The sequence below is a fragment of the Litchfieldella xinjiangensis genome (genome assembly GCF_000759345.1).
GTDB classification, from domain to species: Bacteria; Pseudomonadota; Gammaproteobacteria; order Pseudomonadales; family Halomonadaceae; genus Litchfieldella_A; species Litchfieldella_A xinjiangensis.
Map to the genome: position 1 here is coordinate 358,883 of NZ_JPZL01000004.1, position 13,048 is coordinate 371,930.

A 13,048-nucleotide genomic window follows, 5' to 3' on the forward strand; every position below is an offset into this window, starting at 1 on the left:
TTGGCAACAGGCCACGCTTGGTCGCGATCAGCGGTGATAAGGGTGACCTACGAGGAGTGTCCAGGCACGATAAAGCTGCTCGGCAAGCAGAATTCTGACCAGGGGATGCGGCAATGTCAGCGGAGACAGCGACCAGCGTTGCTCGGCTTGAGCCGACAGGCCCGGTTCCAGTCCCTCGGGCCCCCCCACCAGTAGCGCGACATCGCGGCCCTCGTGTCGCCAGCCATCGGCTTCCTCAGCCAACTGCTCGGTACTCCAGGCGCGCCCACCCACTTCGAGTGCGACACAGCGCTCGTTTCCACGCAGCCGTTCGCGCATACGCTGCCCCTCGAGCGCCACGGCACGTGCCACATCGGCATTCTTGCCACGGGCACCGGGAGGTATCTCGTGAATTTCCAGCATGAAATCCCGTGGCAACCGCTTGCGGTATTCCTCGACCCCCTGCTCTACCCAGGCGGGCATGCGCGTGCCCACAGCCAGCAGCTTGAGCTTCACACCCCTCCTCCACCTCGGGCATCTTGCTCGGCATCACTGGGCAGGTCGGACCACAACCGCTCGAGATCGTAGAGGCTGCGCGTCTCGGGGACCATCACATGAACTACCACGTCACCCAGGTCGACGAGCACCCACTCCGAGCCGGCACGGCCTTCGACACCCAACGGCTGGATTCCGTTTTCCTTGGCTCTTTCGATGACATTATTGGCCAGCGCCGTGACATGCCGCGTAGAGGTACCGCTGGCGACAAGCATCAGGTCAGTCACGTCGGTCAGGTTGGCAACATCCAGGGAGACGATATCACGCCCCTTGAGTTCTTCCAGGGCGTCCATCGCCAAGGTCTTGAGTGCAGTGTTGTGCATAGCCCCTCTTCGTTATGATACGTCTCTCGTGCCTTATTCTACCCTTTTGCAACGCTCTCGACAGCGACAAAAGGCCCAGTCGCGGGGGTCTATTCGTTTCCGAGGGTTACATGCCACACAGCGTGTCAGGGGTCCTGGTAAAGTCCCTGTCGCTGGATATAGTCTTCGACGGCCCCGGGCAGCAGGTAACGAACACTGCTGCCCTCTTTCAGGCGTTGGCGGATCGCCGTCGCCGAGATGGCCAGGCGGGTCGGCAAGCCGATACGCAACAAGCCCCCTGCTGGTGAGTCGAACAAGGCGTGCGGCGTAGAGACCTCACGCTGCCCTATCAGTTCCCTCAGGGACGCGGACATGGCTGCCTCATGGCCGGGACGGTCGATGACCACGACGTGAGCCAGCTCGAATACCCGTTCGGGACGATGCCATGAATCCAATTTCAGGAAGGCATCATGGCCGATCACCATGACCAGCCTCGCATCGCCACCGTACGCCTCGCGTAACGAGGCCAGACTATCTGCCGAGTAGGAAGGCCCTTCACGCTGCAGTTCCCGGTCGTCGACGATGAGCCCGGGGGTATCGCCCACGCCGGCCGCCAGCATGGCCAAGCGCTGCTCAGCACAGACACCGGGCGCCTGACGGTGGGGCGGAACATGCGCGGGCACCAGGTGAACCCGGTCGAGCGATAGCATCTCGAGCAGCTCCACTGCGCTGCGCAAGTGGCCGAGGTGGACCGGATCGAACGTTCCTCCCAGCATGGCGATGCGCGCCGGGACCGCTCCGTTCTGGCTGGTGTTATTGACGGACATGACCCTCGCCGAACACGATGTACTTGCGCGTGGTCAAGCCTTCCAGCCCGACCGGACCTCGGGCGTGCAGCTTGTCGGTGGAGATGCCGATCTCCGCGCCCAAGCCGTACTCGAAACCGTCGGCAAAGCGTGTGGAAGCATTGACCATGACCGAGCTTGAGTCGACTTCCGCCATGAAACGCCGCGCCAGGCTGTAATTCTCGGTGACGACGGCGTCGGTGTGGTGGGAGCCATAGCGATCGATATGCGCCATGGCCTCGTCGATACCATCGACGACACGAATCGACAGTACCGGCGCCAGGTATTCAGTCGCCCAATCCTCCTCGGTCGCCGCCGTGGCGTCCGGTAATAGCCCCAGTGAGCGCGGGCAGCCGCGCAGCGCTACGCCATGTTCTGCATAGGCACTTGCCAGGCGCGGCAACAGCGACTCGGCCAGTGGGGCATCCACCAGCAATGTCTCCATGGTGTTGCAGGTACCGTAGCGGTGCGTCTTGGCATTCACGGCGATGGCGTAGGCCTTGTCGAGGTCCGCTGTGGCATCGACATAGACATGACAGATCCCATCCAGGTGCTTGATCACGGGCACCCTGGCTTCACGGGAGATACGCTCGATGAGCGACTTTCCGCCTCGCGGAATGATCACATCAACGAATTCGGGCATGGCGATCAAGCGGCCCACGGCGGCTCGGTCTGTCGTCGCTACGACCTGTACCGCGGCCGGCGGCAGCCCGGCTTCTTCCAGCCCGGCGGTAATGCAGGCGGCAATCGCTGCATTGCTGTCCCGCGCTTCGGAACCGCCGCGCAGGATGCAGGCATTACCCGCCTTGAGACAAAGGCTGGCGGCTTCTACGGTGACATTAGGGCGCGACTCGTAGATTATACCTATCACGCCTAATGGAACGCGCATATGGCCCACCTGGATTCCGCTGGGACGATAGCGCAAGCCATCGACTTCACCCACGGGATCGGGCAAGACGGCGACCTGGCGAAGGCCCTCGATCATGCCATCGATACGGCGATCGTCCAGCGCCAGGCGATCGAGGAGCGCCGCGTCCAGGCCGGATTCCCGGCCCCGGGCCATGTCGCTCGAGTTAGCCTCGAGCAGGCCGGGCCGGGATTGCTCGAGTTGGCGCGCCATGGCCAGTAGCGCGGCATTCTTGCTCGCCGAGGTCTGGCGACGCATCTGAGCACTGGCCTCGCGTGCCGCCTGGCCCAGCGAGGCCATGTAAGCGTCGATATCCAGGCTCGCGCCGGCCGTATTGGCGAGAGTATCGTTTTGGCTAGAGGATGCGTGACGTGACATGCCGTAGAGTGTCTCCTGCAGGGAACCACGGCGTCTGCCGACCGTGGAAGAGAAGGAAGTATCTTAAGGCACCATGGATAGCAAGTACAAAACAGGCCTGTTCCGCTTCATCCTGATGCTGGGCGCCGTCGTCATGGCGCTCCTGGCATCCCAGGCCGACAACCGGACAGTCCAGGCCCTGCTATGGATCGGCGCGCTGTGGCTGCTGGCAAGCGCCACCCTCCACGAGCTCAGTCAGCGCTGGCCTGCCCGGGCGCCTTGGCAGCTCGTGCCGACCCTGCTACTGGCCAGCCTGGTCTGGCTGGAACCGTTGCAATTCGCCACGTGGCTCTGGGCCTATGCCATCCTGCTCATGCTGCCCCAGCCACGCTGGGTGGTGGTGCTGAATGTGCTTCTAGCCATCTCGAGCTGGTGGCAGGTCCAGGCCCACTTGAGCACGGAGCAAGGTGTTTTGAGCGCCTTGGTGCTGGCCTCGCTCATGTTGCTCGGCCTGGCCCGTGTCCAGCATTATCGTCCATTATGGCGAGGTGTGAGCGATCGTGTGCGACTGATTCCGGGCGCTCGCCTGTGGACCGTCTCGCAACTGCTCGACGATATTCCCCGCGAGAGTGCGCGCAGCGACCGGGAAGGCACTTATGCCGAACTCGTTCTATTGCGTACGCGTCATCGTCATTGCTGGGCCTTGTCACAGACATTGAGCGAGGCCATCCAACCCTTCGAACACTGCTACCGAATCGACGGCAGAACCTTGGCCACTCTTCTCACCAGCCGCAATCGGGAGCATGCCCGTCAACGACGCGAAGCCCTGCTTGCAAAGCTGCGTCACTTGCATCAGAGCCGTGTCGTCCCGCTCGATTATCCACTGACACTGGCCGCCGAATGCCAGGCCTTGGCGAGGCAGGACGCGCCCGTGGTCATCATCGAACGGGAGGTGGCCCATGCATGAAGGAAAGGCATGGCCCCCCCGTCTCTTTGCCATGACCTATGCGGCAGGCGCCCTGCTGATGTTCGGCTATGCCCTGTGGCATTACCTGATGGGAGATTTTGCCAGGATTCTGCTACCTGCGGTGATGGCCCTGCTCCTGGCGTGTGCGACCGTGCTGCGTCTGGTCGGCCATCGCTACAAGCGCATGGCTGCCTACCTGGTCCTGATCAGTTGTTATCTGGTACTGGGCGTCGAACTCAGCCAGGCAACGCAGAGCGCGACACTTTGGCTTGGCCTGCCGCCGCTACTCTCCTTGCTGCTGCTGCCCCTGGGCCCCGCCCTGCTCATCAACCTGATACTGACGCCGTTCTGGCTGCTTCTACCCGCCAATGTCGAGGTATCGAGCAACGAGACCTTTGCCTATCTATCCATCCTTATACTGGGCATGCTGGCGCCACTCGAACAGTACCGTCAGCGCAGCCTGCTCGATGCCACCGATCCCCTGGATCGCGAATGCCAGGCGTTGAACGACGAAGCCATCCACGAGCAGCTCGATAGCGAATTTGCGCGCGCCAGCCTGTTGCAACGTCGACTCAGCGTATTGGTCATCCACCTCCCCCAATTGGAAATGGCTCACGAACAGTTCGGTACGCGTCTTCGCCGGGAATTGCTTCAGCAGTTCAGTCATTCGGCACAACAGACCTGCCGGGTCAATGATAGCCTGGGCCGGGTAAAGACCTCGCTGTTCTGGCTGGTGCTGACCGACACGGGGGAAACAGGGGCGCTGATGGTACGGCATCGCCTGCTGACCGCACTGGGCAGTACCGTGCTCAGCGAGACCGGGCCTATCGCCTCGCGTATCGCAGTATGCTCACCGCACCGTGAAGAAACCTGGAGCTCATTCGAACAGCGCCTGCAAATCAAGGGCCATGCCCTGATGGAGTCGACGCATTGAATCTGGCCGACTGGCTTTACCAGCTGACGCCCTCTCCCGCCCTGCTACTCTTGATCATACTGGTGATTGCGCTTGTCGAGAGCCTCGCCCTGGTCGGCATCGCCGTTCCCGGCGTGGTGCTCATCACGGCCGCCGCCTCGCTCGCAGGTCATCAGGAATTGTCGTTGTGGTTGGTACTGCCTGCCGCTTGCCTGGGGGCCGTCATCGGCGATGGGGTGAGCTTTATCCTTGGCTACACGCAGCGTGAACGCATTCCGCACCTGTGGCCCTTCGATCGACACCCGGAATGGCTCTCCCGGGGCGCCCGCTTCTTTCAACGCCACGGGGCCCTATCAGTCTTGCTCGCGCGGTTCGTGGGCCCGGTACGCCCGATCGTACCCATGATTGCGGGCATGCTGCATATGTCCCCCTGGGCCTTTACCTGGGCCAACGTGGCCTCGGCGCTACTATGGGCCCCTGCCTACATACTTCCCGGCTACCTGCTGGGCCGCAATTGGGAACAACTCCTGGAGGTATCCGCTGGCATGCCGTACTGGTCAATGACGCTACTCACCGTCATCGGGCTGCTCGGAGTGACCTTTTCCCTGTTGCGCCATCAGCTCGCCCGGGAGGGGCGTGCCTATCGCATGATGGCCCGGTTCGCCCGTGGCAAGCGCTGGCGCCGCCGCGTATGGCTGATACTGAGCAACCATCAACCACGTAGCGAGTTTCCGCTGGCATCGCTGACCCTGCTGATACTGAGCCTGGTGGCGCTCTGCCTGTGGACCCTGATGGTTCTCGAGGCCCAAGGACCTCTGGCCATGGACCTGCAGATTCAGTCGTTGTTCGCCACGTTCGACTGGCTCACACTGTTGGCCATCGGCCAGTTTCTGGCCAAGATGGGCGATGCCTACGGTGTTCTCGCGCTGATTCTGCCATGGGGCATCTGGTTGCTCCGGGCACGGCACTTCGTCGCGTTCACCCATTTCGCTGGCGCCCTGATCGGCATTGCCATTGCCAATACCTTATTCAAGCAATTCGCAGCACGCGCCCGTCCCGACGTTCCGGATTACCTCGTGGGATCGATGTCCTACCCCAGTGCGCATGCCTCGACAGCCGTTGTGCTGTACGGGTTGGCGGCCGCCTTCATCGCCCAGGAACTGCCCATGAAGTGGCGGTTCTGGGCATACTGGGTAGCCATCGCCATCTGTGTGCCGATGGCCCTGTCACGCCTGATCATCGGTGTCCACTGGGCGAGCGATATCGTTGGCGGCGCCTTGCTCGGCCTGATGGTCTGCGCCCTGGTACGGATCAGCTACCATCGCTTCGCCCCACGCCCGCTGATCCCCGCTCCCTGGGGCTGGCTGACAGCGGCATCGCTGGTGCTATTGTCAGCGCGCATTGCGCTGCTGCCGCATGCCTGATGGCGCTGGGCATATCAGCCCAGCGCCAGCCACACGCCGACGCCCACCATCAGCGTACCTGCGATGCGATTGAGCAGCCTGACGTTCTGGCTTTCTCCCAGGAGCTTGCGTGCCGTGCGCCCGCCCCCGGCATAGAGAACCAGGCACACGAACTCGATCGTCAGGATGATCGCAACCAGTACGAGCAATTGCGTGGCCAGCGGCATCGAGGCATCCAGAAATGGCGGCAAGAGTGCCACGAAAAACGCCCAGCCCTTGGGGTTGGCGATGGCCGTGACGAACCCCTGCAACGCCAGTTGCCGGCGCGAGGCGCGAGGCGCGTCCCGGCTTTCGAGCGGAATCGCCATGCGCCCCCGGGAGCGCCACATCATCACCCCGAGATACGCAAGATAGGCACCCCCCACCCACTTGAAGATGGCGAACCATTCCGGGTAACGCAGCATCAGCGCCGCCACGCCGGCCCCGGCGGCAATGGCCACCAATGCCACACCCGCCAGCTCACCCAACATCATCCATAAGGTACGCTTCACCCCTTGGGTCATGCCCAGCACCATGGCCAGGGTCATGCACATGCCCGGGGTCAGCGACACCAGAAAGAACGTCGGAATGAAGACCGACAGGATCGACAGGTTGATCACGTGGGCGTCTCTCCCCAGCGAGGAACCAACGTATGCTCGATGCCGAGCTGGTTGAGGATACGTGCGACGATGAAATCGATCATGTCGTCGACACGTTGCGGTCGATGATAGAAGCCGGGAGCCGCCGGCAGTATGACCGCCCCCATCCGCGTCAGGGTCAGCATATGCTCGAGGTGAATGGCAGAAAACGGGGTCTCGCGCGGCACCATGATCAACCGCCGGCGCTCCTTGAGCGCAACATCGGCGGCGCGCTCGATCAGGTTGTTGCTCGCCCCGGTGGCCACTGCGGATAGCGTTCCCGTCGAACAGGGACAGATCACCATCGAGGCCGGCGCCCCCGAGCCCGAGGCCACCGGCGCCATCCAGTCCTCCCGGGCGAAACAGCGGATCTGGCCATCGGCGGCCCCACTATGCGCTTGCAGCGCCTCCGCCAGTCGACGTGGTTGGGCCGGTAACAACACATCAGTCTCGGTATCGACGACCATGTGCGCGGCCTTGGAGATCATGACCCACACCTCATGCCCCGACGCCACCAGGCACTGAATGAGCCGTAGTCCATATTGCGCCCCCGAGGCCCCAGTCAACGCCACCGTAACGGGCGGCAGGAAGGGGGAACCGGGATCAACGCTCGCCATGCGCCGACTCCAGAGCCGTTAACAACTTGGCATGAATCCCGCCGAATCCACCGTTGGACATCACCACGATTCTATCCAGCGGTTTGGCCTCGCTGACCACGGCCGCCACGAGCTCGTCGAGCACACTGACCGTTTCGCTCGGAACCACGCTCATGGCCACCATTTCGTCCAATGACCAATCCAGTTCAGGCGGCTGATACCACCACACGCGATTGGCCTCGGCCGTGCTCTGGGCCAATCGCTCGCGCAGCGTCCCCAGACGCATGGTATTGGAGCGCGGCTCGATCACCGCCAGCAGCCGCCCCTTGGGGGTCGCCGCTCTCAAGCCATGCAGCGTTGCGGCTATTGCCGTAGGGTGATGCGCGAAATCGTCTATCACCTGGATCCCGGCGATCTCGCCCCGCACTTCCTGTCGGCGCCTGGGTGTCTCGAAGCGGGCCAATGCAGCGCAACCTCGCGCCAGGTCGACCCCGCATTCATGGGCGGCACCTAACGCGGCCAGGGCATTGCGCGCGTTGTATTCGCCGGTGAGTGCCCAATCGACGATGGCATCTTCACTCATCGAGTCGGTCTCATGCACCACGCGAAAGCGGCTGGCATCGTCACGCTCGAGTGCGAGACGCCATTCACTCCCAGAAGCGTGACCAAACTTTGATATACGACTCCAGCAACCTTGCTCGATGACACGCTCAAGTGCTGCCTCGCCATCGGCAACCAGCAGGCGGCCGCTACCCGGTACGGTACGCACCAAGTGATGGAACTGGCGTTCGATGGCTGCCAGATCCGGAAAGATATCGGCATGATCGAACTCCAGGTTACCCAGAATGGCAACATCAGGCCGGTAGTGGACGAATTTGGAGCGCTTGTCGAAAAATGCCGTGTCGTACTCGTCCGCCTCGACGACGAAGGGCGCGCTTGGATCGCCTAGTCTCGCCGAGAGGCCAAAATTGCGGGGTACGCCACCAATCAAAAAGCCCGGCGACAGGCCCGCGCTTTCGAGCAGCCAGGCCACTAGACTCGCGGTGGTGGTCTTGCCATGCGTACCTGCTACGGCAATCACCTTGCGCCCCGGCAGGACATGCTCAGCGAGCCACTCCGGGCCGGATTGATAAGGCAGGTGCAGGTCGAGCACGGCCTCGACCTCGGGATTGCCTCGCGACAGGGCGTTGCCGACCACGACCCGATCCGGACGCGGCTCGAGATTGTCCGCCGAATAGCCCTCGAGCAAGGTAATGCCGGCTTCCTGAAGCTGGGTGCTCATGGGCGGATAGACGTTGGCATCGGAGCCGCTGACGCGAAAGCCAAGTTCCCGGGCCAATAGCGCCAGGCTCCCCATGAAAGTGCCGCAGATCCCGAGGATATGAACGTGCATCGATAACTCCTGAAAGAACGGCTCCTGAGTAATGGCAGCGAGACTAGCACGGCACCTGACGGGCCACCACAGGCAGGCCAGGGCTGCCAACGAAGCGCGGATGCGTCGGACACCACTTTCGGCTAAGATGGAGACGCTTACATCCCGAAACCGACTAGCATCCCGAACCCATAGGGCTTATGCGAAAGCGTGCTTTCATATATGCCCTGACCACAACAGACCCTTCCAAGGAGCGGAACAGCCCCTATGGCTCAGTACAACGCCTTCTATGCCCAGTCCGGCGGCGTGACCGCCGTGATCAATGCCAGTGCCTGCGGCGTGATCGAGACCTGCCGCCGTGAATCCGACCGTATCGGCAAGGTCTACGCCGGTCACAACGGCATCATCGGCGCCCTGACCGAGGACCTGATCGACGTTTCTCAGGAGTCCGACGAGAGCATTGCCGCGCTGCGTCATACGCCGGGCGGGGCCTTTGGCTCGTGCCGTTACAAGCTCAAGGATATCGAGTCGCATCGTGCCCAGTACGAGCGCCTGATCGAAGTCTTCAAGGCTCACGATATCCGGTACTTCTTCTATAACGGTGGTGGTGACAGTGCCGATACCTGCCTGAAGGTATCGCAGCTCTCCGAAAAGCTGGGTTACCCCCTGACGGCCATCCACGTGCCCAAGACGGTCGACAACGATCTACCGATCACCGACAACTCCCCGGGTTTCGGTAGCGTGGCCAAGTATATTGCGACCTCGACGCTGGAAGCCTCGCTGGATATCGCCTCGATGTGCTCCACATCGACCAAGGTGTTCGTGCTCGAGGTCATGGGTCGCCATGCCGGCTGGATTGCCGCAGCGGGTGCCTTGGCCGGCAAAGGGGAAGGCGAACCGCCCCACCTGGTCATCTTCCCCGAAATCGATTTCAACCGTGCTGCCGTCATGGCGCGCGTCGAGGAATCGGTGAAGAACTATGGCTATTGCGTGATCGTGGTCTCGGAAGGCAGCCGCTATCCCGATGGCACGTTCCTGGCAGACTCCGGAAACACCGATGCCTTCGGCCATCGTCAGCTCGGCGGCGTCGCACCGACACTGGCCGGCATGATCAAGCAGGATCTCGGCTACAAGTACCACTGGGCCGTTGCCGATTACCTGCAGCGCGCGGCACGCCATCTGGCGTCCAGGGTCGATGTCGAACAGTCCTATGCCGTGGGTCAGAAGGCCGTTGAATTGGCACTGGAAGGCAAGAACGCCATGATGCCAACCATCAAGCGCGTGAGCGACACGCCTTATGAATGGCGCATCGATGCCGCGCCGCTGTCCGAAGTGGCCAACCGCGAAAAGTTCATGCCGCGCGATTTCATTAGCGAGGATGGCTTCAGCATCACCGAGGCCTGCCGTCAGTATTTGCAACCGCTCATCCAGGGCGAGGAATTCCCCCCCTTCGAGAACGGCCTGCCCCAAGTCGCCAAGCTGAAACTGGCCAAGGTCGAGCGTAAACTGCCCGAGTTCACGCTCTAGGCCCTTCCCCGCGGTACGACCTATCGCGCAGTCAGGCTGCGCGATAGGTTTCGCCCTCCCGTTCCAGCTGTGACCGCATCCTCGTGGCTACGTGTTCAGCGCAACAGCCAGGACAGGGTCAACAACAGCAATAGCACCACGGTCAGCCCTTGCCATAATCTCACCGGCTCCCGCCACAGGCGGTGATGGGTTCGTTTAGGGCGACCTCGTCCCTGAGCATTACGCAAGGCGTAGAGAAACTCGGAGAGACGACGGAAACGCAACGCTCTCTGGGGGTCGAGGGCGCGGCGCAATGCTTCGTCTAGCTCGTCACCCACTTCCGGATTGAAATCGCGAGCGCTGCGATAGGTGAGCTGTTCGAGATCGGTATGGCTACGCAGTTGATGGGGGGCAAAGGCATATGGCTGCTCCCCGGTCAGCAACCAATAGATGGTCGAGGCCAGTGCGTACTGATCACTGCGGCGCCCAACGTCATCGTCCAGTGCGTATTCCGGTGCACTGTGCTCGGTCAGGCCCAGTTCGCGGGCCAGCTCCCGTGAGCGTTTATGACCATCGCCTTCACGCAGGCGACAGGCACTGAAGTCGGTGAGCACTACCTGGCCGTGCGTATCGATCATGATGTTGTCGGGATGGATCTGCTGGTGGAGCAGGTCGCGACGATGCAAGGCCTGCACGGCCTTGCCGAGTTGGAGCGCAATGTCCAGCCGCTGCGGGATACTCGCCTGGGGATGGCGTTGCACCCAGTCGCTGAGCCGCTCGCCCTCGACATAGGCCATCATGTAATAGAGGTAGCGGCGCGGCCGGGAAGGCTCCATGACCTTGGCCACGAATGGCGAATTGACGCGCTCGACGACCCATTTCTGCAACATGAAGTGCTCGAGGTAGGCGTTACGTGTCGAGAGCTCGGGGCTCGGTGCCTTGAGTACCATCTCGCGCTGTAACCTGGGTTCGCGCACCCGATAGACGCGAGATTGCGCATTACGCGAAAGCACCTCTAACACCTCCAGACCATCCAGCCGATCACCGGGCGAGAGCTCGGGTGGAACAGGAAGGTCGCCGTAAAGCTTGCCTGGCTGATCCTTCTCTTCCTCCGGCAAGTGATCGATACGCACCAATTGGAAGCAGAACTGTTCACCACCATAACCGCGTTCCTGCGCCCGAGCCTGGGCCGTGTCCGCCAGGCGTTCGCAGGCGGCGTTGAGGTCGCTGGCGTCCTGCCGGATCAGCTGCACGTAATCGGAAGGCATCAATGTGCCGCGCACGGCCTGGGTAGTGAACAGGAAGATATCGCCTTGCTTGAGCGGTAGCTCCACGTAGTCGATGTCGATGTTGCCATCGAGCCCCAATGCCCGCGAGGGGTAGCGGTAGCCGCCCAGGTCGGTGACATGGTCACGGCTGAGCTGCTCGAATTCAGCGCCTCGCAGGCGGAAAACCAACGTATCGCCCATATGGAACAGGTGGGCCAGGCGTCCCTGATAGACCATGGCCGAGCACGAGGTGATGTAACTGCCACCGCGCACCTGGCCACTTTGACTGTAACACCAGCTATTGAGCGCACGTAGTACGCGGGTCGCTGAGGTCTTGACGTCCCAATGGTCCGGCGTTGAGAAATAGTCGGTCAGAAAGCCCCTCACGCTCAAGTCGCCGGCCTGCTTGGCGAGGGCGTTACGTGAAGTGGAGTCGCTGATCAAGGCACTGGCGCCCTTGATCCGAAGCAATTGCCCCTCCGGAATCCTGACCGACATTGAACTACGATGGTGACGACGCTCGGGGGCGACGAACGCTTGCCCCACGCTCAGCGACAACTCGGATTCCATCGGTGCCTGCTCCATACTGGGCGATCGTTTCTGGGTTCGGCGTCCATGATACACGTCCCCGCGTTCCTCAACGTGACGAACATCGCGGTTTTCGAGGGCGATATCTCGGAATGCCAGACGAGACACCGGCCTTCGTCGCATTGGTAATCCCGCGGACGTGTTCGTATAATTCGACGGATTTCGGTCTCCACATCCCGTCATATCAAGGAAAGTAAAATGAGTTTCGACAAGATCCCCGCTGGCAAGGACCTTCCCAACGACATTTACGTCGCAATCGAGATTCCTGCCAACCATGCGCCGATCAAGTACGAGATCGACAAGGACATGGACGCCCTGCTGGTCGACCGTTTCATGGCTACGCCGATGTTCTACCCGGCGAACTACGGCTACATCCCCAACACCCTGGCGGATGACGGCGACGCTCTCGATGCCCTCGTTGTCACCCCTTATCCCGTGCAGCCGGGCAGCGTCATTCGTGCACGCCCGGTCGGTGTCCTCAACATGACCGACGAAGCGGGCGAAGACGCCAAGCTGGTCTGCGTCCCCCATCCCAAGCTGACCGCGCTCTACGACGATGTTCAGGAAGTGACCGACCTGCCGGAACTGCTGCGCCAGCAGATCGCGCATTTCTTCGAGAACTACAAGGATCTCGAAAAGGGCAAGTGGGTCAAGGTGGAGTCCTGGGACAATGCCGAAGCGGCCCGCAAGGCGATCGAGAAGGCCGTCGCGGCCTACGATAAGGCCTGATCTGTCGTGAAGTGATCTGTCGCACTGCCAGCTGAAGCGCTGGCGGTCCTGCAGTTGCTCGAAATGGGCGCCCACCTCGGCTGG

The 13,048-nt window shown here is 61.9% G+C and carries 13 protein-coding genes; 5 read left to right on the plus strand and 8 right to left on the minus strand.

The features are described 5' to 3' along the window. Positions 1 to 27: 27 nt before the first annotated feature. The 4 genes from rlmH to JH15_RS16405 form a co-directional block, all read right to left on the minus strand. A complete protein-coding gene (gene rlmH / locus JH15_RS16390) occupies positions 28 to 495 on the minus strand; it encodes a 23S rRNA (pseudouridine(1915)-N(3))-methyltransferase RlmH (protein ID WP_043532280.1) in 468 nt (155 codons plus the stop codon). Then, complete coding sequence (gene rsfS / locus JH15_RS16395) at positions 492 to 857, minus strand: ribosome silencing factor (protein ID WP_043532282.1); 366 nt, start codon at positions 855 to 857, stop codon at positions 492 to 494. The genes rlmH and rsfS overlap by 4 nt, the downstream gene beginning before the upstream one ends. Positions 858 to 982: 125 nt before the next feature. After that, entirely contained in the window at positions 983 to 1,663 is a 681-nt protein-coding gene (nadD, locus tag JH15_RS16400) for a nicotinate-nucleotide adenylyltransferase (RefSeq protein ID WP_043532284.1), read from the minus strand. Beyond that, positions 1,650 to 2,966: a glutamate-5-semialdehyde dehydrogenase gene (locus JH15_RS16405; protein ID WP_043532286.1), complete on the minus strand. Its 1,317-nt coding sequence runs from the start codon at positions 2,964 to 2,966 to the stop codon at positions 1,650 to 1,652. Before JH15_RS16405 ends, nadD begins: the two co-directional genes overlap by 14 nt. Positions 2,967 to 3,039: 73 nt before the next feature. Here JH15_RS16405 and JH15_RS16410 point away from each other — a divergent pair, with 73 nt between their 5' ends. Genes JH15_RS16410 through JH15_RS16420 form a run of 3 tightly spaced genes read left to right on the plus strand, consistent with a single transcriptional unit; the run spans position 3,040 to position 6,249 of the window. Continuing rightward, positions 3,040 to 3,912: a hypothetical protein gene (locus JH15_RS16410; protein WP_043532288.1), complete on the plus strand. Its 873-nt coding sequence runs from the start codon at positions 3,040 to 3,042 to the stop codon at positions 3,910 to 3,912. After that, on the plus strand, positions 3,905 to 4,846 hold the full coding sequence (locus JH15_RS16415; protein ID WP_043532290.1) for a diguanylate cyclase domain-containing protein: 942 nt from the start codon (positions 3,905 to 3,907) through the stop codon (positions 4,844 to 4,846). The genes JH15_RS16410 and JH15_RS16415 overlap by 8 nt, the downstream gene beginning before the upstream one ends. Further along, the gene (locus JH15_RS16420; RefSeq protein ID WP_043532292.1) at positions 4,843 to 6,249 is read left to right on the plus strand and encodes a bifunctional DedA family/phosphatase PAP2 family protein; all 1,407 of its coding nucleotides are present in this window, start codon (positions 4,843 to 4,845) and stop codon (positions 6,247 to 6,249) included. The genes JH15_RS16415 and JH15_RS16420 overlap by 4 nt, the downstream gene beginning before the upstream one ends. 14 nt (positions 6,250 to 6,263) lie before the next feature. On the opposite strand, the gene JH15_RS16425 is transcribed toward JH15_RS16420, so the two are convergent. From JH15_RS16425 to mpl, 3 genes are read right to left on the minus strand one after another with little or no spacing between them, the layout of a single operon-like run. Beyond that, positions 6,264 to 6,887, minus strand: coding sequence for a LysE family translocator (locus JH15_RS16425; protein ID WP_197053352.1), 624 nt, complete (start codon positions 6,885 to 6,887; stop codon positions 6,264 to 6,266). Further along, positions 6,884 to 7,522: a flavin prenyltransferase UbiX gene (locus JH15_RS16430; protein WP_043532294.1), complete on the minus strand. Its 639-nt coding sequence runs from the start codon at positions 7,520 to 7,522 to the stop codon at positions 6,884 to 6,886. Before JH15_RS16430 ends, JH15_RS16425 begins: the two co-directional genes overlap by 4 nt. Beyond that, a complete protein-coding gene (gene mpl / locus JH15_RS16435) occupies positions 7,509 to 8,894 on the minus strand; it encodes a UDP-N-acetylmuramate:L-alanyl-gamma-D-glutamyl-meso-diaminopimelate ligase (RefSeq protein WP_043532296.1) in 1,386 nt (461 codons plus the stop codon). The genes JH15_RS16430 and mpl overlap by 14 nt, the downstream gene beginning before the upstream one ends. Positions 8,895 to 9,140: 246 nt before the next feature. On the opposite strand from mpl, the gene JH15_RS16440 reads away from it, so the two are divergent. After that, on the plus strand, positions 9,141 to 10,400 hold the full coding sequence (locus tag JH15_RS16440; RefSeq protein WP_043532298.1) for a 6-phosphofructokinase: 1,260 nt from the start codon (positions 9,141 to 9,143) through the stop codon (positions 10,398 to 10,400). 95 nt (positions 10,401 to 10,495) lie between these two features. Here JH15_RS16440 and JH15_RS16445 read toward each other — a convergent pair whose 3' ends face one another. Then, positions 10,496 to 12,217: a bifunctional protein-serine/threonine kinase/phosphatase gene (locus JH15_RS16445; protein ID WP_043532606.1), complete on the minus strand. Its 1,722-nt coding sequence runs from the start codon at positions 12,215 to 12,217 to the stop codon at positions 10,496 to 10,498. Between the two features lie 216 nt (positions 12,218 to 12,433). Here JH15_RS16445 and ppa point away from each other — a divergent pair, with 216 nt between their 5' ends. Next, a complete protein-coding gene (gene ppa, locus JH15_RS16450) occupies positions 12,434 to 12,964 on the plus strand; it encodes an inorganic diphosphatase (protein ID WP_043532300.1) in 531 nt (176 codons plus the stop codon). Positions 12,965 to 13,048: the final 84 nt, after the last annotated feature.